Source organism: Mesorhizobium sp. C120A (assembly GCF_030323105.1).
Classification (GTDB): Bacteria; Pseudomonadota; Alphaproteobacteria; order Rhizobiales; family Rhizobiaceae; genus Mesorhizobium.
Genome location: NZ_CP100476.1, coordinates 4,321,021 through 4,342,673, shown reverse-complemented (window position 1 = coordinate 4,342,673; position 21,653 = coordinate 4,321,021). Strand labels below are relative to the sequence as shown.

Annotated in this window: 19 protein-coding genes and 1 pseudogene; 14 read left to right on the top strand and 6 right to left on the bottom strand. The window is 60.1% G+C overall.

The window, feature by feature from the left end:
* Positions 1 to 5 precede the first annotated feature (5 nt).
* Complete coding sequence (locus NL532_RS21100) at positions 6 to 1,643, bottom strand: methyl-accepting chemotaxis protein (RefSeq protein ID WP_023689447.1); 1,638 nt, start codon at positions 1,641 to 1,643, stop codon at positions 6 to 8.
* Between the two features lie 1,110 nt (positions 1,644 to 2,753).
* Here NL532_RS21100 and nanR point away from each other — a divergent pair.
* The 13 genes and pseudogenes from nanR to ligD all read left to right on the top strand — a co-directional run bounded on the left by nanR (position 2,754) and on the right by ligD (position 15,746).
* On the top strand, positions 2,754 to 3,461 hold the full coding sequence (gene nanR, locus NL532_RS21095) for a transcriptional regulator NanR (protein ID WP_023682279.1): 708 nt from the start codon (positions 2,754 to 2,756) through the stop codon (positions 3,459 to 3,461).
* Positions 3,461 to 3,766, top strand: a complete 306-nt coding sequence (locus NL532_RS21090; RefSeq protein ID WP_023829461.1) for a putative quinol monooxygenase — start codon at positions 3,461 to 3,463, stop codon at positions 3,764 to 3,766. The genes nanR and NL532_RS21090 overlap by 1 nt, the downstream gene beginning before the upstream one ends.
* 47 nt (positions 3,767 to 3,813) lie before the next feature.
* Positions 3,814 to 4,590 carry an HpcH/HpaI aldolase family protein gene (locus NL532_RS21085; protein ID WP_031203315.1) on the top strand — a complete coding sequence of 259 codons (777 nt, stop codon included), beginning with the start codon at positions 3,814 to 3,816 and terminating at the stop codon, positions 4,588 to 4,590.
* Between the two features lie 14 nt (positions 4,591 to 4,604).
* A complete protein-coding gene (locus tag NL532_RS21080) occupies positions 4,605 to 5,657 on the top strand; it encodes an NAD(P)-dependent oxidoreductase (protein ID WP_023829463.1) in 1,053 nt (350 codons plus the stop codon).
* Positions 5,658 to 5,778: 121 nt separating this feature from the next.
* The gene (locus NL532_RS21075) at positions 5,779 to 7,434 is read left to right on the top strand and encodes an extracellular solute-binding protein (protein ID WP_023829464.1); all 1,656 of its coding nucleotides are present in this window, start codon (positions 5,779 to 5,781) and stop codon (positions 7,432 to 7,434) included.
* Positions 7,435 to 7,518: 84 nt separating this feature from the next.
* On the top strand, positions 7,519 to 8,460 hold the full coding sequence (locus NL532_RS21070; RefSeq protein WP_023669455.1) for a carbohydrate ABC transporter permease: 942 nt from the start codon (positions 7,519 to 7,521) through the stop codon (positions 8,458 to 8,460).
* Positions 8,460 to 9,308, top strand: coding sequence for a carbohydrate ABC transporter permease (locus tag NL532_RS21065; protein ID WP_031203317.1), 849 nt, complete (start codon positions 8,460 to 8,462; stop codon positions 9,306 to 9,308). Before NL532_RS21070 ends, NL532_RS21065 begins: the two co-directional genes overlap by 1 nt.
* A gap of 12 nt (positions 9,309 to 9,320) precedes the next feature.
* Positions 9,321 to 10,415, top strand: a complete 1,095-nt coding sequence (locus tag NL532_RS21060; RefSeq protein WP_023669457.1) for an ABC transporter ATP-binding protein — start codon at positions 9,321 to 9,323, stop codon at positions 10,413 to 10,415.
* Positions 10,412 to 12,385, top strand: a complete 1,974-nt coding sequence (locus NL532_RS21055; protein ID WP_023829465.1) for a D-apionate lactonase family protein — start codon at positions 10,412 to 10,414, stop codon at positions 12,383 to 12,385. The genes NL532_RS21060 and NL532_RS21055 overlap by 4 nt, the downstream gene beginning before the upstream one ends.
* Before the next feature lie 299 nt (positions 12,386 to 12,684).
* Positions 12,685 to 12,933 (top strand): annotated as a pseudogene (locus NL532_RS21050) (hypothetical protein); the annotation flags it as partial.
* A gap of 36 nt (positions 12,934 to 12,969) precedes the next feature.
* Positions 12,970 to 13,464, top strand: a complete 495-nt coding sequence (locus NL532_RS21045) for a YidB family protein (RefSeq protein ID WP_023682271.1) — start codon at positions 12,970 to 12,972, stop codon at positions 13,462 to 13,464.
* A 56-nt stretch (positions 13,465 to 13,520) separates the two neighbouring features.
* On the top strand, positions 13,521 to 13,880 hold the full coding sequence (locus NL532_RS21040) for a DUF4112 domain-containing protein (RefSeq protein WP_081731018.1): 360 nt from the start codon (positions 13,521 to 13,523) through the stop codon (positions 13,878 to 13,880).
* Between the two features lie 96 nt (positions 13,881 to 13,976).
* The gene (ligD, locus tag NL532_RS21035) at positions 13,977 to 15,746 is read left to right on the top strand and encodes a DNA ligase D (protein ID WP_023829466.1); all 1,770 of its coding nucleotides are present in this window, start codon (positions 13,977 to 13,979) and stop codon (positions 15,744 to 15,746) included.
* Between the two features lie 94 nt (positions 15,747 to 15,840).
* Here ligD and NL532_RS21030 read toward each other — a convergent pair whose 3' ends face one another.
* From NL532_RS21030 to NL532_RS21010, 5 genes are all read right to left on the bottom strand, one after another.
* Complete coding sequence (locus NL532_RS21030) at positions 15,841 to 15,951, bottom strand: DUF3606 domain-containing protein (RefSeq protein WP_081731019.1); 111 nt, start codon at positions 15,949 to 15,951, stop codon at positions 15,841 to 15,843.
* 581 nt (positions 15,952 to 16,532) lie between these two features.
* Complete coding sequence (locus NL532_RS21025) at positions 16,533 to 17,570, bottom strand: sensor histidine kinase (RefSeq protein ID WP_031203322.1); 1,038 nt, start codon at positions 17,568 to 17,570, stop codon at positions 16,533 to 16,535.
* Complete coding sequence (locus NL532_RS21020) at positions 17,570 to 19,057, bottom strand: ATPase domain-containing protein (protein ID WP_023829469.1); 1,488 nt, start codon at positions 19,055 to 19,057, stop codon at positions 17,570 to 17,572. Before NL532_RS21020 ends, NL532_RS21025 begins: the two co-directional genes overlap by 1 nt.
* Positions 19,058 to 19,229: 172 nt before the next feature.
* On the bottom strand, positions 19,230 to 19,433 hold the full coding sequence (locus NL532_RS21015) for a CsbD family protein (RefSeq protein ID WP_023682266.1): 204 nt from the start codon (positions 19,431 to 19,433) through the stop codon (positions 19,230 to 19,232).
* Between the two features lie 273 nt (positions 19,434 to 19,706).
* Positions 19,707 to 20,348, bottom strand: coding sequence for a CGNR zinc finger domain-containing protein (locus tag NL532_RS21010; protein WP_023829470.1), 642 nt, complete (start codon positions 20,346 to 20,348; stop codon positions 19,707 to 19,709).
* A gap of 109 nt (positions 20,349 to 20,457) precedes the next feature.
* Here NL532_RS21010 and NL532_RS21005 point away from each other — a divergent pair, with 109 nt between their 5' ends.
* Positions 20,458 to 21,429 (top strand): DMT family transporter, encoded by a 972-nt coding sequence (locus NL532_RS21005; protein ID WP_023829471.1) that lies wholly within the window; start codon positions 20,458 to 20,460, stop codon positions 21,427 to 21,429.
* Positions 21,430 to 21,653 lie beyond the last annotated feature (224 nt).

Genomic DNA, 21,653 nt, shown 5'->3' with positions numbered 1-21,653 from the left:
GCTCGCTATGCTCGTAGCTTGAACCTCGATATGCTACTTCGCATGCCGCCTGAGACTTGATTGAGCTCGTCGATCGCGAGCGTCGATTGCTGAAGGGACTCGACTGTTTGCTGAGCTGCCTCGCTTAGCTGGGTTAGCGTGTCGCTGATCTGCCCCGCGCCGGTCGCCTGTGCTTGCATGCCTTCATTGGCGACTTCGAAACGTGGCACCAGCCCCTGAACCTGCTGAATGATCTCGAAGAGTTGCCCGCCGACCTGCTGGATGTCCTGCATACCCCGACGGACCTGCTCGGAAAACTTGTCCATGCCCATCACCCCGGCCGCGACTGCCGACTGGATGTCCTTGACCATTTGCTCGATATCGTAGGTGGAGACAGCTGTCTGGTCCGCGAGCCTTCGGATTTCCGTCGCCACCACTGCAAAACCCCGGCCATATTGGCCTGCCTTCTCCGCCTCGATGGAAGCGTTGAGCGACAACAGGTTCGTCTGATCGGCCACTTTGGTGATGGTCGTCACCACCTGATTGATGCTGCCGGCTTTCTCGCTCAGGATCGCCAGTTTGGAATTGATCGCGCCAGCCGCTTCCATGACCTGCTGCATGGTTTCTTCCATACGGGTCAGCCCCGCTTGCCCCCCGCCAGCCACGGCAGCGGTTTGTTCGGCAACTGTGGAGACCTCGTTCATCGTGCGGACCAGTTCGTTTGATGTGGCGGAGATTTCCTTGGCTGTCGCTCGGATTTCTGTTGTGGTCGCTGCGATTTCAGTCGCAGTTGCCTGCTGTTGCTTGGAGGTGGCGGCGATCTCAGTTATCGACGTGCCGACCTGTATGCTGGACCTTTGAACCTGACCAATGAGGGTTGTGAGATCGTCCGCCATTGCGTTGAAGCCGTCGGCAAGCACGCTGAATTCGTCTCGGCGCCTCAGATCGAGCCGTTCGCTGAAGTCGCCTTGCCGCATCAATTGAACCGCGTCGACCAAACGGGTGAGCGGACCTGTAATGGCGCGAAACAGCTGGTAACCCAAAAGAAGGGCTAGCCCGAGGGCTATCAACAAGCCAACGCTCAAACCGACTTCGGCCGTTCTGACGATCGAGCTGATCCGCTGCGTCGCGCTGTTTGCCTCGCCTCTGTGATCCTCAACCATGGCCTGCAGAGCGGACTGCAATTTTACAAAGATCGGCTCTACTTCGTTCTTGATAGCTGGGCTTTCATTGGGAGTTTCACCTTTCGACAAGGCAGCCCGGCTTGTTTCCAGCACAGCAGTTTCAGCCAGACGGAATTGGTTGGCGAGTTGTTTGACGGCTGCATAATTCTGCTTGTCGATATCGGAGACGATCGTTGCCTCATAGTCGTCCATCGACCGCTGCACCTGGTTGCGATTGGTCGTGATCGCGTTTTCAACCGTGCTTCTGTCTGACGGGTTGTCCTGAAGGGCATATTCCTGAAGCAGACTATGGGCCGCCATCTGGCCCGTCATGATCTCGGTACTGTGATAAAGGTCCGGAAGGATGCCCTTCTCGACCTCAGTCGCCTCCTCCCCCGCCTGAAGAAACCAGGCGTACGCGATGAGGGCTATCACGGACATGACCACCAGAACGGCTGCGAAACTGACGAGGATGCGGTGGCGTATTGTCAGACTCTTCATGGAACCGGTTCACCAATGGGGGGCATCGTGGGCTGCGCGACAAGCGCTCGTTCCGACATATTCGAAAAGGTGCGTCGAAAAGCGGTAGTCTGATGCTGAATGGTTTCTTTTCCGTTCCATAGCTAATGATGGCGAGGCGGCTCGCCAATCGGCGCCGCCAGAAGCGGTGGTCAAAGGACGACTGCCGTCCACGCACATCAGCCCGACATCGGCTGGGTGGCACGCCGCGTCAGGAGGAGCGTGGATGAGCTACCTGAGGCCACAATTGAATGACTGCTTAGGCCAGGTCGAGGTAAGAAAGCCGACGTCCTGCTTGCTGCCCCTAAGCTGCCAGGCGGGAACGCGCCTCATATCAGCCGTCCAGCATGATCGTCGCTACCGAAAGCGGAATCGCCGAAACCAGATGTCGCAAACTGGCCAACGTGTAGATTGGCGTCGAGTGCGGGTTCGGCATTCGCAGGTGACGATAACTAAATGGCAAGCGCCCCCGCCTGAGGCCCTCAGGACTAAAAGATCTTGAGAAAACCAGTTTCAAATGCGCATCCTCAAGCGGCGGCCGCCCACCGCACGAGGATGGGCACAACGTGACGAGCGCTCTGGAGCCTAGAGAGAACTGACCCGACACCACCTTCCTTTGCGGCATTGCGGCGGCGCAAAAAGATTACGAGATGGAGCAGGCGTATTGCCAAATGGGTCCACCAGCGAGAGTTCGCGTTTTCCGCCTCGGCTGTGAACCCCACTTCCATTCGCGGGTCTTGCTCAGGTCGAGGTCTACTTTGCCATCGAGGGCTCATGTTGCAGCTCATAAGCAGGCGGTTGGGTAGGTCTCGGCCAGCACACGGCCCGGTGGCACTCACTGCGGTCCACACCGCAGTTGAAACTGACCACCCGACCCAGGGTTCGAAGACGGTCCCCGATCGGAACACCGAGCAGAGTGTGCTCGCGCTCCTCAAGTCACCGATATCCTTGGTGAAGACGTTGAAGGCGTGTGCAAAGGACGCCTCGACATCGGCGGAGTGATTAAACGGCTCGGCTACCGGATGCTTAGACATCGTTGACAAGGGTACTATGGGATCATAACGTACCTGATTGGTATAACAGGTATGCCACATGATCGGAGTTCTGATCAAGCAGCGGAAGCTTTCGGACGAGGTGGCAGCGCACCTCGAACGGATGATCCGAGAGGGAGAGTTGGCCGAAGCCGACCGTCTCCCATCTGAACGGGAACTCATGCGGCAGTTCGGGGTAGGGCGGCCTTCCATCCGTGAGGCGCTGCTGCATCTGAGCAAAATGGGCCTTGTCGAGGTAAAATCGGGGGAGCGTGCCCGCGTCACTCGACCCACTCCTCAATTCGTGATTGACGCCCTTTCAGGGCCGGCTCGGCACATGATTTCGGCGCCGGGAGGCGTTCACGACTTCCAGAGCGCGCGCTTGTTTTTCGAGGTCGGTCTTGCCCGCAACGCCGCTGTGCATGCTACCCCGGAAGACATTGACAGCCTCAAGGAGGCGCTCGAACTCAACCGGCAGTCGATCGGCGATCTGGCGCGCTTCGAGCGCACGGACGTAGACTTCCATTACGTGCTGGCGGTAATCACCCGCAATCGGATCTTTACAGCTATTCACGCGGCCTTGGCTGAATGGTTGCTCGAACAGCGTCGCACCACATTGGCCAAGGGTGAAGACCGCAAGGCTTACCAGGCTCATCGCGAAATCTTCGAGGCCGTCGCCGCGCGCGATCCAGACGCGTCAGAGACGGCCATGCGCAGCCATCTCGAATATGTGGCCAAGCGGTATCTGCAACTTGCGAGGCCCAAGTGATGACCGGATTTGTCGTCTGGGTCGATTTCCGCCTGAGGCCTGGTGCCCGGGACAGATTCCGAGAACTTGTCGACGCCAATGCGACCGCCTCGATGCGCACCGAGGCCGGCTGTCGCCGCTTTGACGTGACGGAGGCGCGCGGCGAACTGGATCGGGTCCTGCTCTATGAGATTTACGATAGCGAGGCCGCATTCGAGGACCACTGCCGCACCGCTCATTTCGACGAATTCAATACGCAGAGCGCGGCGCTCGTCGTGACCAAGTTGGTGACGACCTGCGACCTCGTTCTTGAAGCCACGCATTGAAGCGAACATAGGCGGATTGGCCCATTGGGGCGAACGGGAGGAAGTGCATGTCGGAGCCAAGTCTCAGGGCGTTAGCTTCTCACAGGCGGGTCAAGCTCGGTACGCTCGTCGCCGAGTTCGCCACGCCGGGAATCGGTCACATCCTGAAGTCCGCTGGCTGCGATTTCGTCTTTTTCGACATGGAGCATTCGGGATTTAGCTTGGAAACGCTGAAGAGTGCGATCCGTTATTTCGAGGCGGCCGATCTGCCGGTCATGGTGCGTGTGCCGTCGCAGGACTACCATTTCCTCGCCCGCGCCATGGACATGGGCGCCGAAGGCCTGATCGCGCCGATGGTGAGCAGCGTCGAACAGGCGCAGCACATCATCAACTCCATGAAATACCACCCTGCCGGCGCCCGCGGCGTGGCGCTGCAGATCGCTCATGACCGTTACCGTCCGGGCTCGGTCGCTGACAAATTCGAGGCCGCCAACAAGCGCTCGACGTTCATCTGCCTGATCGAGACCGCCGACGGCGTCAAGAACATTGACGGCATCGCGGGACTGGACGGGGTCGATTGTCTGTGGGTCGGGCATTTCGATCTGTCCGTCTCGCTCGGCATTCCTGGCGACTTCGCCCACCCCACTTTCACTGCTGCAATGGCCAAAATCGTTGCCGCCGCCAGGAAGCACAACAAATCGCTTGGACGCTTGGTGCCCAACGTCGCCCAGGGACACGAGTTCTACGCAAAGGGCTTCGATTTCATTTGTTATTCAGGCGACGTTTGGGTCCTGCACGACGCGATCGCCGACGCGGTTTCCAAGATCCGGGCCGGGTGCCAATAGGAGCGGAGGAGACGATGGACAGCGTGAAATTCAGGGTGGCGCTTTCCGGTGATTTCCGCAGGCCGGACGGCTCGCCGACCTACCCAGATTTCGATCTGGAGCCGCTGCGCAATGCGACAGCTGTCGAGATGGTGTTCCTGGAGTCAAACAGTCCGCTTCGCGCCGACCAACTTGAGGATTTCGATGCGCTGATCCTCCTCGCCCATCGTTTCGATGTCACGAGTGTCCCCAGGAGCGGCCGCCTGGCCGTCGTTGCCCGCTTCGGGGTCGGCTACGACACTGTCGACGTTGAGGCATGCACCGCAGCCGGTATTGCCTTGGTCATCACGCCCGATGGCGTGCGACGGCCCGTCGCCGTATCCGTCATCACCTTCATGCTGGCGCTGACCGGCAAGCTGCTGACAAAGGACGCGCTCACCCGCAAAGGGTCTGTTGGTTTTGAGAAGCGCTCCGAACATATGGGGGTCGGCCTCGTCGGGCGTACGCTTGGGTCGCTGGGCATCGGCAACATCGGTGCCGAGGTCTTCCGCTTGGCGAAGCCCTTTGACATGCAATTCATTGCCCATGACCCGTTTGCCGACAAGGGGGTCGCTGCCGACCTGGGCGTCGAGCTGGTAGGGCTGGAGGATCTGTTTCGCCGCGCCGACGTGCTGTCGGTGAGTTGCCCCCTGTCACCCCAGACCCACCACATCGTCAATGCCGAGCGGATCGCCCTGATGAAGCCGACAGCTTACCTGATCAACACCGCGCGCGGCCCGATCGTCGACCAGAAAGCGCTGACGCAAGCACTGCAGGAGCGCCGCATCGCCGGCGCCGGTCTCGACGTGCTGGAACAAGAGCCTCCCGACGCAGACGATGCGATCCTCAAATTCGACAATGTCATCCTGGCGCCGCACGCGCTTTGCTGGACCGACCAGTGCTTTGCCGGCAACGGTGCGGCGGACGTCAAAGCGGTAATGGAGGTGCAGCGCGGTCGCGAGCCGCGCGGCGTGGTCAATCGCGAGGTGCTTTCGAGCGAGCTGTGGAAGACCAGGCTGTCTGGGCTCGCCGCCCGCTTTGGAACCTAGGAGTGACACTGATTTTCGGCGCGCCGCCGCGGCCTGTTTGCGGCGACCTTACGGGAGGAAATGCTTGACCGCTGCGCCGGCGGACGAGTGAAGCAAAAGGAAAATGGGAGGACCAAGCACTATGAACGATCGTGAAAAACGTGACTTTCAGGCAGGTCTCGAAGCAGAGGTCGACGCCTTCATGCGCGGCGAAACCACCCGCCGAACTTTCATCACCCGCTTCGGTCAGATGACCGGCATGTTGGCCGTGTCCGGCCCGCTGCTGGGGATGATGACCGATTGGGCGCTGGCGCAGCAAACATTGGAATTGGCGGACGCCACGTCGCCGCTCGGCCAGGCGCAGGCCGCAGCCCTGAAAGCATCGAAGGAAGGGCCTGCGGACGGTTCCGCCTTTCGCGCGGCGCAGGCGGCCAAGGCGCATTCGGGCGTCACCCTCAACATGACCTACGAGGCTGGCCTGCAGGCACTCGACCCGCGCAATTTCAGTGGGCCGATGTGGGAGCAGCTTACCGGGATGAAGTCGAATGTCGTCGAGCTGTCGAACCCGGACCAGTACTCCAAGGCGGTCGCCGAGCACATCGCCGGCTCGGGTGCCTATGACGTCCTCGACATCTCGCCGGCCTGGACGCCGTCGCTTGCCGATGGCGGCGTCATCGCCCCGCTAGACGACTACATCGCCAAATACATGAACCCGGCAGACCTCGAGGACTATCATCCCCTGTACAAGGCGCTGCCGACCTACAAGGGCAAGATCTGGGGGTTCTTCGACGACGGCGACATGTTCGCTCTCTACTACCGCAAGGACATTTTCGAGGATCCGAAAATGATGGAGGCTTACCAGGCGAAGTTCAACGCCAAGCTTGGGCCGCCCAAGACATGGGAAGAATATGCCCAGATCGCCCAGTTCATCACCGACCAGATGGCGCCAAAGGTCTATGGCGCGGGACATTTCCGCAAGGCGGGCAGCCCCGGCAATCAGTTCGACTTTCTGCAGCAGTACCGGGCCAACGGCGGAAAACTCTTCGGCGACGACATGAAGGCAGGTTTGGTTTCGGATGCCGGCGTCAAGACGCTGACAAACATGCTCGCCGCAAACAAGGCCTCGATCCCCGGCAACAACGAGCTCGACGCCGTCTCCTTGTGGGCGGCTTTCCTGACCGGCAAAGTCGCGATGATCTATTCCTGGCCTCCTAGCGGCCGTATGGCGGCGAACTATTCGCAGTCGGCCACGGCAATCAACTTCATTCCGCAGTCCCAAATCGCCGGCAAGGTCGGCTATGCCGTGGTTCCGGGAAATCCGGAACATGCCACCGGCTACAACAAGGCACTGTCGGCCGACTCGCCCAACCCTGAGGCGGCGTATCTGTTCATGCAGTGGGTATGCTCGCCACCCGTCTCGCTGGCACGTTGCATGCTGCCCTACGCGCTACGCGACCCGTACCGCATCTCGCACTTCAAGTCCGAGCTCTACGGCGCGCTCTTCCCGAGTGCCAAGGAGTACCTTGCCAACCTCAACAACTCGGCAAACGTCGGTCTGCTCGACCCGATCATGCCAGGCGCGCAGGACTACTTCTTGAGCATCGATCGCATGTGCACGGCGGTGTGGGCTGGTGCGGATCCGAAGGCGTCGCTTGAAACGGCGGCCGCCGAGTGGAACGAGACGACCGACCGACTGGGTGTGGATTCGCAGAAGGGCTTCTACACCGAGTTCTTGAAACTGCCTGGCGCCACCGCCGACAACACGGTGGAAAAACTTGGCATGGCGGTCACCCTCTGAAGGGAGGCGGACTCTCTGGAGCAATTGGTGTTGCGGGCGCTTGGCTCGCAACACCTCCCCGCTAAGCGGCGATAGGATACGCCTATGCAGCCCACCGCCACGATCCGTCATTTGAAGGCCGCCGGCGCACCGCCCCGGCTGTCTGCCTTTGCCCAATGGGCAGACCGTCATTTCAAGTGGCTGCTGGTCGCCCCCGCTGTGCTGCTGATATTGGCACTGTCGATCTATCCGCTTCTGTTTTCGCTGGTGGTATCCTTCATCAACTACGACTTCCAGGTGCCGGGCCACGCCTTTGTCGGATTGAAGAACTTCGAGCGGGTCGTGTTCGATCCCGTAGCACGTTGGTCGCTGTTGCTGACAGCATCGCTGTCGGGCATCAGCGTCGCTATAGAATTCGTTCTCGGCCTCCTGGTGGCGCTGACAATGGTGCGCAGCTTTCCGGGCCGCGGTGTGATCATGTCGATCCTGATCGTGCCGCTGTTCATCAGCCCGGTCATCGTCGGCCAAGCCTGGACGCTGCTCTTACAGCGGCCTTTTGGACCGACCAACTATGTCCTGACGCAACTATTGGGGCAGGAGGTTACGATCGGCTGGATGACGGAGCGCCCGTGGCTCTACGTCTCGCTGATCATCGCCGATGTCTGGCAGTGGACGCCGTTCATGTTCGTCATCCTGCTCGCCGGGCTGACCGCAATCCCACCCAATCTCTATGAGGCGGCAGAACTCGACGGCGTCAACGCCTGGCAGGTTTTTTGGGCGATCACGCTCCCGCATCTCGGGTCGATGATGCTGCTGGCGCTGACCTTCCGTCTGCTCGACGCAATCCGTATGTTCGATACCATTTTCATCATGACAGGGGGTGGCCCAGGAACACAAACCTACACGGCCTCCTATTATCTTTATACCATAGGCTTCACGCAGTTTCATCTGTCGCAGGCAACAGCAGGAAGTTGGCTGTTCCTGATCTTTACGGCGCTCATCGTGACGTTGCTGGTGCGTCGGCTCTTGAAGGTGGAACCGGTCTGATGGCCGCCGTCGCGCCCGCCCGCCGCAGGAAACGCCGGTCGTTGCCGATCGGCAGAATTGTGCTGCTGGGGTTCTTCCTGGTGTTCGTGCTCTGGCCGCTCTACTGGATGTTCAACACCTCCATCAAGCCCAGCGACGACTACCTCACCGTACCGCCTGTCTGGTTCCCCGCCGCTCCGACGCTTGTCCACTACAAAGCTGCGCTGTTCGCCTATCGTGGTCTCGACGGGCTCATCAACAGCCTGATTATTTCGCTTTCGGCCACGGTGCTTTCGGCGCTGCTCGGCACGCTGATGGCCTATAGCCTGGCGCGCTACGACACCGGCGGCAAGCATCTGTCTTTCTGGGTGCTGTCGCAGCGCTTTTTGCCGCCGATCGGGATCGTGCTGCCGGTGTTCCTGATCTATCGCCAGGTCGGGCTCTACGACACTCATGTCGGCCTGATCATCGCCTATACGGTCTTCACGCTGCCGGTCTCGGTGTGGATGATGTTCGCCTATTTCCGCGGCATGCCGAAGTCGATGGAGGAGGCGGCCCTCGTCGATGGCTGCACGAGATGGGAGGCGTTCTGGCGCGTTGCCGTGCCGCTCGCAGCACCGGGCATCGTCGCGGCGGCTGTCTTCGCCTTCATTGCATGCTGGACGGAGTTCTTCTTCGCTCTGATCTTGACCAGCCGAACTGCCTTTACACTGCCAACGGTCTTCCGCGCCTTCATCGGCTTCCAGGGCGCGCAATATGGCGAAGCCGCGGCCCTTGCCATCGTCTCCCTTGTGCCATCGATCGCCCTTGGGGTCCTTGCTCAACGTCATCTGGTGCGCGGGCTGACGCTCGGCGCCGTTCGCGGTTAGGAAAGCTCCCGCATGGCCGAAGTCAAAATTACCGGCTTGCACAAGCGCTACGGCGCGTTCCATGCCGTGCGCGGCATCGACCTGGACATTCGCGACGGCCAGTTCACCGTTCTGGTTGGACCGTCCGGCTGCGGCAAGTCCACGCTGCTCCGGACCATCGCCGGCCTGGAGGAGATATCGGAAGGCACGATCGAGATCGGCGGCGAGGTGGTCAATGATTTCCGGCCGCGCGATCGCGACGTGGCAATGGTGTTTCAAGATTATGCGCTCTATCCGCATATGAGCGTGGCCAAGAACATCGGCTTCGGCCTCAAGGCTCGCAAGATGCCGAAGCCAGAGGTCGAGGTGCGCGTGGCCGAGGCGGCACGCATGCTTGGGATCACTCCGTTGCTGGGGCGTTTTCCGCGCCAATTATCCGGCGGCCAGCGCCAGCGCGTCGCCATCGGCCGCGCCATAGTCCGCAACCCCCGCATCTTTTTGTTCGACGAGCCGCTGTCCAACCTCGACGCACAGCTTCGCGACGAAATGCGCGGCGAAATCAAACGCCTTCACCAGGACATTGCGACAACGATGATCTACGTCACCCATGACCAGATCGAAGCGATGACGTTGGCTGACCGCATCGTGCTGATGCGCGACGGGTTGATAGAGCAGCAGGGCGCGCCACTCGAGTTGTTCGAGCACCCGGCCTCAACGTTCGTCGCTGGGTTCCTGGGTTCGCCGCGGATGAGCTTCCTGCCAGGTACCCTTGCCTTGGACGCAGGCGCCGCTGCCATCCGGCTCGCGGATGCACTGCTGCCTTTAGCGCGCGGCAGGGGGCTGAAGGGCGTCGCGGACGGACAGCAGGTGCTGCTCGGGTTGAGGCCAGAACACCTCACTCGTGCGCACACTGCAACGCCGGAGCAGGGCACGTTTCGCTATGAGGCAACGATCGACCTGCTGCAGCCGACCGGCTCGCGCAGTTACGCGACATTCCGACTGGCCGGCGCGCCGGTGATGGCTGAGCTGCAGGCGCACGATGTCAGCCGTCCGGGCGAGAAGCTTGCGATCGACATCAACATGAACCGGGCCTCGATCTTCGACGCCACGACGGAGCGCGCAATTTGACCTCGGCAGCTTCCCTGGCAGTCCGCTTGTGTGGCACCGAACAGCTCGAGGCACCGCTGCGCACACTGCGCGCCGGATCCTTGTCGGTCGCGTTCGACAATGGGGCGTTGCGTTACATCCACGTCGGGACGATCGAGGTCTTGCGCGGAATCTCGTTTCTTGTACGGGACGAAAACTGGGGAACATGTACCCCCGTTCTCGATGATCTCCGGATCGACGAGAGGCCGGATGCGTTCGCCATTGAATACCGTGCAACATGTGCTGCAACATCCGGCCGCCTGATTTACCGGGCGCGCGTCTCAGGCCGTGGCGATGGTGCGCTGTCGTTTGTGGCGGAGGCAGAGCCCGAGACTGACCTTTTGACGAATCGGACCGGCTTCGTCGTCCTTCATCCGATCGAGGGCTTAGCCGGCAAGCCGATAAAGGTGCTGCATGAGGATGGTCACGACGAGCTATCGTTCTTTCCGGACCAAATCGATCCAAAATGTCCGTTCACCGACATCCGGGCGTTGTCGCACGAGATCGCGCCTGGGATCTGGGCGACATGCACCATGGAGGGTGATGCCTTTGAGATGGAGGACCAACGCAATTGGTCTGACGCCTCGTATAAAACATATGTCCGCCCTCTGCGTCGCCCGTGGCCTTACAGACTGCCCAGGGGCCAGAAATTCACGCAGGCCGTCCGGCTTCACGTGTCAGGAACGCTCCCTGCCGGGACGTCTGAAAATCGCAATCCACTCATCAACCTGACCATCGGCGGACCGGTCGGCCGATTGCCCCGCACTGGCGTCGGCGTCGCCGTCGACGAGGCAAAGCACGCGCTCGAAACCCCCGAGCTCCTACGACGAATGGCTCCGCAGTGGATGGTCTGCCAGGTCGATCTCCGGATCGCACACGGCCAGGACGAACTAGAAAGCTACGCCGCGCTCGCACGGCTGACCGGCGCTGGCGTGGTCCTTGAGATTGTCACCAAGGGCACGCGCGATCCATTCGGCGAATTGGCGCCGGTCGCGGATGCTGTCCACTCACTCGGCCTCAAACTAGAAGCTGTCTCCGTATTTCCGGCGCAGGACATGACATCCGTACAGCCGGGAGCACCGTGGCCGACTATGCCCAGCTTCCACGAAAGCTACTCCGCCGCTCGCCGGGCTTTCCCGGGCATCGCGCTGGGCGGCGGCATGGCCGCTTACTTCACCGAACTCAACCGCAAGCGTCCGCCAGCCGAAGCGCTCGACTACGTGACCTTCACCACCTGTCCAAGCGTGCACGCCGCAGATGATGTCTCGGTGATGGAGACACTTCAGGCAATCCCCCATCTAATCCGCTCCGCGCATGCTTTCATGGGGGAACGCTTGCCACTGCGTATCGGTCCCATCCAGCTCGGCTGCCGTGAGAACCCATACGGAAAATCCACTGCGCCGAATGAAGCGAACGCTCGCGTCTGTCTATCGCGAATTGATCCTCGTCAGCGCGGGCTGTTCAATGCGGCTTGGACTGTCGGATATTTCGCGGCCTGCGCTCGCGAAGGAATCGAGGCCGTCGCGTTCGGTGACTTCGCCGGCCCCTTTGGCCAAATCCATAGGAAGGCTGATTTCGTGCAGCCATGGTATGACCAGCAGGATGGCCCAACGGTCTATCCCGCTTTCCATGTCTTGGCTGGTCTCTCAAAGCTCGGCGGAGCCACCTTGCTGTCCGTAGGAACTTCCGGCGCTGACGCCGTCGCCACGATCGCGGCTGAAAAAGATCGCCGCGTGACCCTGTGGGTCGCTAACCTTACCGCCAAGACGCAATCTGTGCGGCTTTCGGATTCGCCGAGCAGCGCCCGCATTGCTCTTCTCGGCGCCGAGCAGTTCGAGCGGGCGGCAACCGATCCCGACTTCATGGAAAGTTCCGCAAGACCGCTGTATGATCAAAGCATCTCGCTTGGCGCCTACGCCGTCGCGCGAGTCGACCTCGATCGATCGTCTTAGGCCTAGCCGATGTTCGCTGTTTGGCCAAACCCCCGTCAAGGATGAGGGTGGTAGTTCCATGAAGCTCTAAGGCAGTGCGTGGGATCCATCTCGCTTCGACTCCAAACCCATCATCAGTCAATTCAATGCATACGGCGAACCTGCCAAGTGCCTGACCCGGATCTACGGCCCCTTCGACTCTTCAGAAACGGCGGTTGGGCCCCGGAATCGGACAATGCCCGCGCCGGGAGAGCAATACATATACGTTCTAGTATGGCGGCGACCAGGCTCGCCAGGTTCCGCCTGCCGAGACGCCAAGTTTTGAGGCCGCTCGCGCCGAAGCGATCCGTTGCGGAATTGGCCTGTTGGCTGATCTGGGCGATGACGATATGACCGGATGGTTAGTGCGCATGCGCGATCAGGCAGGCAACGAGCTTTGCACGATCAGCGTCTGCGAGGCCGAAGCCGCACCGCAAACGGAAACAAGCCGGTTAGGCAGCACCGCTCACGTCTGTGTCGATACGCCAGCCCTTATTCAATTAGATCGTCGCCGGTCGGAACTTTTGTGATGTTGAGCCCTTGTCCATTGAACAGTGGAGGTACCAATGGCTAACCTGGGAAAATTGGCGATCGCGATGCTCGGCGTCTTGGCATACCAAAATCGCGACAAGATCGGCGACATGATCCGTGGAGCGGGTGATCGCAACCCAAATGATCCGCAAGGCGGGATTCTGGATCAGCTTTCAAAAGGCGTTTCGGGGACCGCGCTTGGCGATATTCTCGACCGGTTCAGAGGGGCAGGCGCCGGATCGAAGGTCGATTCGTGGGTAGGCACCGGGCCGAACGAGCCGATCCAGCCAAGCGAGGTGGAAGCAGCCATAGACGAAGACACGCTGACTTCCCTCTCGATGCAGACCGGCCTTTCGCGCGAGGAGCTCATAAGCCGGATCACGCGAGATTTGCCTGAGGCCGTCAGCAAAATGACGCCTACTGGTGAATTGCCCGTTGAGGCGCCGAAAAGCTCCGGTGAGACGACCTTGCTCGACGACGTGCCATCGCACAGGACGCAAGCGAATTCAGGCGGTCAAAGCGATATCTAAGGTGACGGCTATCCCATCAGGGAGAGATACTAAATCGTACTGGCGCGCGAGTTGGCATGATCGGGCAGGGCGGTCACGGTGGTCATACAGCAAACGTACTTGCCGAGTTGGATCTATTGGCCGCGCTACTCGATTCCCGCTGGCGCATTCCAGGCACATCAATTTGTTTTGGACTGGATGCGCTCATAGGTCTGGTCCCCGTACTCGGAGATGCGGCGACGGGCATTGTCTCGGCCTACATCGTCTTGCGAGCTCGAAACGTCGGTGCCGGAAACGGCTTGGTCGCCCGCATGCTAGGCAACGTGCTGCTGGATACGCTCGTAGGAAGTGTTCCAATTCTCGGCTCGATCTTCGACGTCTATTTTAAGGCGAACAATCGCAACATCAGACTGCTGCGCCGTCACATCAACAAGTGAGGCGGATAACCAATCGTCGCGATGCAATTCTTCTAAAAGGCTCGGAACCGACAGGGGCGCTGGGGCTTGAGTCGCGATTCCTGGAGTCGCGAGCATATGACCAGTGCCATTGACCGGCTTTCGTTCATCGAGTTCCAATCGCCCACACTGGTCGAGAAAGCTCCCGAAGGCGGAGATTGGCTTCACGAGATCAAATATGACGGCTACAGGACGCAGCTGGTCGTTGAAGGCGGAAAGGCGCGAGCATTCACGCGTCGCGGCTACGATTGGTCCCACCGTTACAAGAGGATTGTTCAGGCCGCGGCAAGCTTGCCGGTCAAATCCGCTATCATCGATGGTGAAGCTGTCGTCCTGGGCGACACCGGCCTGCCGGACTATCAAGCCCTGGAACGGGAGCTGGGCAACCCAAGTTCGCTGCGGATGACTCTCTACGCTTTCGACCTCCTGTACCTCGATGGCCGTGATCTACGGGAACAACCGTTAGTGAAGCGCAAGGCTGCGCTGAAGAAGCTGCTGACCGAAACCGAGCCAACCCTGACTTATGCCGAGCATCTGGAGGTGAACGGCAAGGATATGTTCGACCATGCCTGCCGGATGGGCATAGAGGGAATCGTATCGAAGCGAGCGGATGCTCACTACCGCTCGGGCGTCCAGACCAGTTGGGTCAAGGTCAAATGTGTCAAGAGCGACACTTTTCCAATCGTGGCTTTCGTCGAGAAACTTGGCGCGCAGCCGCGCCGCATCGCATCGTTGTACATCGGCAGGCGAGAGGGCGACCGGCTGCTTTATGCCGGGAAGGCCCAGACCGGCTATACGCTGGACGCAGCCCGGCGCGTTAGGGAGCGGCTTAATCCGCTTGTTGTCGCCAAGTCACCGCTGTCGGAGCCGATCAAGAAGCCCAAGGCGACATGGGTCAAACCAGACGTTCTTGCCGAGGTACAATTCAGTGGCGTGTCTGACCGCGGCATCTTGCGGGAGGCGGTCTTTAAGGGACTACGCGAGGATCTTAAGGCAATCCCGCCCAAGCCTCCATCGCCCTCCAAGCGGAGGTCGGAAGGCCAACACGGCGTCCCGCGCGAGAACATTCTCCAGCTGCTACCCGATGCCGTCGCACCTTCCAAGGAAGAGCTGGCAGACTATTGGCGGCGGGTCGCTGATCAAGCTCTAGTTCATCTCGTTCGGCGACCGCTGAAGCTGGTCCGCCACGCCTCTGGCGCAACCTTCTATCACAAGGGACCGCTACCTCGGATACCGGCGTCCGTGCACCAGCTCCGCGTTCAGAAGCGCGAAGGCGGCGAAGGCATTCGGGTATGGATAGATGACATGGATGGTCTGCTTGGCTTGGTCGAGATGGATGCCGTTGAGCTTCATCCTTGGAACGCGACGATTGACGACATCGAACATGCGGACCGGCTCGTCCTCGACCTCGATCCCGGAGAAGGCGTCCCATGGGACGCTGTGATCGAGGCCACGCTGGCGCTACGGGGCATCTTGGAAGCGGCAGGCTTGGAGAGCTGGCCAAAGGTCACTGGCGGCAAAGGCATCCACTTGATGGCCCCGCTCGTTGCGAAGATGACCCATGACAGCGCCCGGAAACTGGCCAAGTCGCTCGCCCATCGTCTGGTTGATACCGATCCTGACCGATACCTGTTGTCAGCTGACCCCGCAGCCCGAGGAGGCCGGATCTTTCTCGATTATCTCCGCAACGGACGGGGCAATACCGCAATAGGCGCTTTTTCCCCGCGAGCGCGGCCCGGCTTCCCAATTGCCCACCCGGTCACATGGAAGCAAGTCGAGGCGGGCATCCGGCCAGACGTTTTCACGCTCGGGGAGCCTTTCAAACCCGCTCGTCGGAAAGCCGCGTAGTGCTTCGCGACCATCAGCCGATATCAGCCCGTTTTCTTGCCTCGCGTTCGAGCCTCTTCCGGTCGTTGCCGTGTTCTCTGATTAGCTCGCGGACCTATTCTGGCGTGATACGATGCTGTTTGGCGAAATAGCCAACCTCATAATCTTCATCGACTGATACACGGTTGCGATCTCGAAAATCACGCTTGCTCTTATCGTCTGCCATTATCTTTCCTCCTGATCAGAGAAACAACGACCGTCGTTGTATGTTCCCGGCGCCTCACTTCGGCCGCCAGAGGCGCGGGCTGTCCGACCGTACTGGGGCCGCAGGCATTGCGAAGGTGATCTGGCGAAAGTTGGTTGGCCAAAGGCGAGGGTGATTTCGTTTGCTGTTCGGGATAGCTGACCGTCGATCGAGCCTGCCTGCGGGCCTCTTGTTTTTTTACGACGCCAGTCGGAACCCCGACGGGTCGCAGATGATTCAGATGCCCATCCGGGCTATCAACGAGGATCGTGAGCAAAATGGCGGGGGGTGACCACGAAGGCGACAAAGCTGCGCTCCGGGAAAGCCCAAAGTTTCGTCTAGGACGCATGACCCGGGTCACAGTGCCGCGGCACGTGTTCGACTTCATCACCAAGGTCGGCCGCATAGACCACGCTGGAGCTCTCGCAATGTTGCAGAGGCATATGGGAGATCGAGAGGCGGTCTTTTCGGAACTGATGGCTCGGCCAGAGCGCTAGACCAGCCTGCCGAGTGACGCTCAGTTAATGCCGATCGCGGCGCCCAGCCTGCCTTTCCGTTGCCGCTCAGTAAGCCGGCACAAGGCGCGTGTTTCGCAACGGCAAGGCCATGGTGAACTGCAAGCCGTCACGATGGTAGTTCAATTCGATCTTTGCGTTGCATTGCACGGTCACGACTTTTTCCAGAAGTGTCGTGCCAAACCCCCGGCGACTGGGCTGCTCGACTTTCGGCCCATCTCGTTCCCGCCAGTCAAGATTGACGATCTGTGTATCGCCGGACCCGCCTAACGACCAGCGGACATCAAGGCGGCCTCCCGTTTGCGAAAGCGCGCCAAACTTCGACGAATTGGAGGCCAGTTCGTGGAAAGCCATCCCGACGGGGACCGCAATGTCGGCGACTAGCGCTACGTTCGGGCCTTCCATAGCGATACGCGGCCTGTCGCGCGTCTCATAGTGGTCAAGCTCGCTTTCGAGCAGCTTGTGCAGGGAGGCAGTCTGCCAATAATCGTCGGTAAGCATCGAATGGGTCTGGGCCAGGGAAACGAGCCTGGCTGAAAAATCGCGTACGAAATCATCGACGTTGCCGCTCGACTTGGCCGTCGCGCCCATCATGGCGCGAACGTTGGCCAGCGTGTTCTTGACGCGGTGATGCAGCTCGCGGATGAGCAATTTCTGCCGATCGGCGACCTCCCGCTTCTGTTCGATGTAGGACTGGACCTCACGCTGGCGGGCGCGGGCACGCAAGGCGGAGCGCACCGAGTTGGCGAGGCTCGAAGCCAGAAATGGCCGTTCAAGCACGATCAGATAGCGGTCCAGAAATGCCATCCGGGTGTCGACTTCGTTCCCCCGCATCGTCAGAAGCACGATCGGAAAATCCGACCATGCGGGTTGGGCTTCAAGCCAGGCCGCAAACTGCGTTCGATCGGAACTGAGCAGGGCTTCCTCGGCCACGACAAGGCACTGAGCCTCGTCGAGAAGCGGCACTGCCTCTTCCAAGCTGCCGCACACACGCGAGGCAATCTGGTTTGTAGCCAGGATGGAGGCCGCGATCCTCGCGTCACGGCCAAGCGGCGCCAGCACGAGAACGGCGGGGCTGGACGACATCACAGCGCCTTATCCCTCAGAAGGTCTGTCGGCTTGCCTTCAAATTCCGGAGATCCCATCAGGATGCCGCGGAATTGTTCCAGTGGCTCACCTACGGCCACGCCGTTACCGCCGATTTTAAACTCACGAATCGTCTCTTCGTGGGGGCCGACACGTTTCTTGACAACCGAAATCGCGCGTCTCAACTGACCTGCGTTCTCGAAGAAGCGCAGAAGCATGATGGAATCGCAGAGATAGGTCATGTCGACCGGCGCTGCCGTTTGCCCAAACAGCCCGTGATTGGCCAACAGCAGGATGGTCGCCACTGCCTTCTGATTGAGATAGGTGAGGATCTCGTGCATCTGAAGCACCAGATGTTGTTCTTCGGACATGGCATTGAGATAGCCAGTTAGGCTGTCGATCACGACGATCCGCACATTCGATTCTTCGGCGGCCGCTTGGATGCGCGAAGACAATTCGCCTGGTGAAAGCTCAGCCGGATTGACAGATTCAAGCATCAGCGTGCCGTCCTCGGCAAACGGCTCCAGGTGCATGCCGAGCCCGGCGGCGCGCGCCAAGAAGATGCGCTTTGTCTCGTCAAACAACAGCACCAGCACACGCTCGCCACGCTCGAGTGCGGCATAGCAATAGGTGCAGGCAATGGTAGACTTGCCAACGCCAGACGGCCCCATCAGCATCGTGCTGGTACCACGGGCCAGCCCGCCGCCAAGCAGGGTGTCGATCCGGTTGTTGCTCATGGCCGGCGTATCATGCTCGGCCACCTCATGCTCGGCTGCAACGAGCCGCGGATAGGCGATAACGCCGCCTGGGCGAATTACGAAATCGTGAAAGCCGCCCCGGATCTGCACCCCGCGCATTTTGATCACGCGTAGCCGCCGGCGCTCTCCACCATAGACGGGCGACAGCTGCTCCATCCGTATGACGCCGTGACTGATCGAATGCAAATTGAGATCATCCTGCTCAGCCGTCAGGTCGTCGAGCATAAGCACCGTCACATTGTTGAGCATGAAGAAGCTCTTCAATGCCAACACCTGGCGCCGATACCGCAATGACCCTTGCGATAAAAGTCGAATTTCAGAGAGCGAATCGAACACCACGCGATCCGGTCTGACGCGTCCGATCTCGGCCATGGCAGACTGCACGGTTTCGCCGAGTTCCAATTCCGAGGAATGGATCAATGTCTGTAGCTGCGCCGGATCGAAACTGAGCTCCGGCGGCACAAGTTCAAGAATTTGCACCCCCTTCAGGTCCCAGCCGTGACGGCCAGCAACCGAGAGCAGTTCGCGCTTGCTTTCTGACAAAGTGATGTAAAGGCATGTCTCGCCTTTCTTGGCGCCGTCGATCAAAAACTGGAGGCCAAGAGTGGTTTTTCCAGAACCTGGTTTCCCTTCGATCAGATGGGAGCGGTTCCTGGCGTAGCCGCCACGAAGAATGTAGTCGAGCCCGCTAACTCCAGTTGCGATCGCTGAGGCGTCGTCTCTGTCCAACTAATCCCCCAATGTAATTTCGAGAACCAGATAACGACGGGCACCTTTGGCGGTTCCACGTCTCTCGGTGAGCGCTCTTGTCGTGAGACTCACGAAAAGGTGACAGGAACGCTGCAAAAAAGGGCGCCGTACTCTCGGAGCCCTTTTTCAAGTTCAGTTTGGAACCGGCGACCTACCAGCCTTGCCGGCCATACCAGTCATCGATGTCGCGCTGAGCGCGGTCCTTCTCAATGCCGTAGCGCTCCTGAATCTTGCCTTCCAACTGATCGCGGTTACCGGCAATACGGTCCAGGTCATCGTCTGTGAGTTTGCCCCACTGTTCCTTGACCTTGCCCTTTACCTGCTTCCAATTGCCTTCGACACGGTTCCAGTCCATGGCACCTATCCTTGTTTGTTTCGGACTGAGAAAAACGCCGTCAGGCTAGCGGAGTTCCCGTCAAGTTTGAGCAGATCGACCGATCGAAGCGTGGCGAGGTAGGCGGCCCCGAAGCAACCCGCTCTGGAACGCGATGATGGCTTGCCGCGCCGGCTGTGTTCTCCACAGTCTTGGCCACAGTCGCTCGCGAGACCAGCTTCGTTGGACAAACAGCGACAGGGATAGCGTGAAGCTAACTATGCTGCGTTGGTCATCCAAGCCTGGCGTCAGATACTAATTCTTGCAGTTGGGAGCCATGTTCCCTGCGGCTTTTGCCCTGAAGCGCCTTACCCGGCTGCGTGTGCCGCAGCTCTCATCCGAGCACCACCGCCTGCGCCCGCCACGCGAGGTGTCGATGAAAAGCCAACCGCAGTTCGGCCCGGTGCACTCGCGCACGCGGCGGCGGTCATTCCTGGACACCAAAAACTCGGCTGTCTCAAAGGCCACGCGGTGGCCGATCGTGTTTAGACTGGCTGCGTCGGTCCACTGCCAAGCGAGGCGGTCGCCGGACGGGAAAAGCGAGCGCTTCGGCAGGGCTAGGGCGACTGCATCGCGCACGATTTTCAAGGCATCGTGCGGCACCCGGGCGCCTGCCGCCTCGGCCTGGAGAGCCGCGTAAACGGCCTCGCGCAAAATCTTGGCCTTTTCCAATGCCGCCTCCGCAAGGAGCGGGCGGGCGGAAGCCTCCGCGAGCAGTGCTCGCGCCTCATCGACGTCGATCAAATCGGCACGTCCAGCCCAGACGACCAGGTCGGCATAGGTCTGCAAGAGGTCTGGGCCCCATACATCGCGTCGCGCGTCGACCGTGTTGACGAAGTCCAGGCAGGCGTGACCGCCAACCATGCGCATGTCGACGATAGTCTTCGCAAAATCCATCCCGGAAACATCGGTTGGCGGAACCGTATTGGCAAGAGGCCGTTGTAACGAAATAACCGTCTTTTGGCCGTTACGACGAACCAACAACGCCCAGCGAAGGCTGCTTCCGATGAACCGCAACACAGCGACATTTTTGGTTTTATGTGTGATCTGGGGCACCACGTGGATCGGTATCAAGGCAGGGATCGCCACCGTGCCGCCTCTGATGTTCGCAGGCACGCGTTTTACAGTAGCCGGCTTGCTGATCCTAAGTGCGACGCGCCTAAGGGGCGCTGCTCTACCACGGGTGGCCAAAAGGAGTTGGCCGCGCCTTTTCGTTGTTACGTTGTTCATGATTCCGCTTTGCTATGGCCCACTCTTTTGGGGCATGCTCTACGTCGATACGGGCACCGCGGCTGTTCTTGAGCTTTCGCTGACCCCCGTCACGCTGCTTGGGTTTGCGTTGCTTCTGGGGGACGAACGCTATGACGGCCGCAGGCTCTTTGCGATTTTGCTCGGTGCGGCCGGTCTGTGCGTCCTGTTCGGGCCCGAAGCCTATGCTGGTTGGACACACGCAGACCAGCAGGGCAGGGGGCTCCGGCTGCTGGCGATGACAGCGGTGGCGTCGGCAGCTTTAATCTATGCATGGGGTTCGGTGCTCGCGCGGCCGCTTCTTGAGGTATATTCATCGGACTTCATCGCCGGCTTCACCACCCTTTTCGGGGGCGCATTCCTAATTCTCATCTCACTCGTTGTGGAGCCAGGCGCGGCCGCGGCTCTAAAAGGCGATTGGGGCTGGCCGGCCTGGGTCGGGTGGCTGTTCCTCGTGCTGTTTGGTTCGTTCATAGGCTACACTCTCTTTATCCGGCTCCTGCACGAAATCGGCGCCTCGCGCGCCGGAGCATTTGCCTTCGTCTCACCCGTCATTGCCGTCGTGCTTGGCATCATCACCTACGGCGAGGAGGTTAGCCTGATCGACATCATCGGCATGGCTATCATGCTCTTCGCAGCGTTTCTTGCGCTACGCGAGCGCAAACAGGAAACATCATCCGCTTCCCCGCCGTTGATTCCACGCTCCGCGCGGGCTGATGGCAGAACATGAAAGACGGCGCGCGCATCCAGCCGCCAATCAGCCTTGAGATGGAAAAGCACAAGGTTCTCGTCTATGCGAAAAGAGGGCTCTCCCGGCAGCGTATCCCGCCTACCACCGGCGGCGAGGAAAGCTCCAGCTCATATGACAACGCTAGTCGGCGAGGGATTTTGCCGAGTTGCTGTCAAGATTGCAGGCGGGATTTGATGGAAAAATCGCGAGGCTGCAATCAGCGA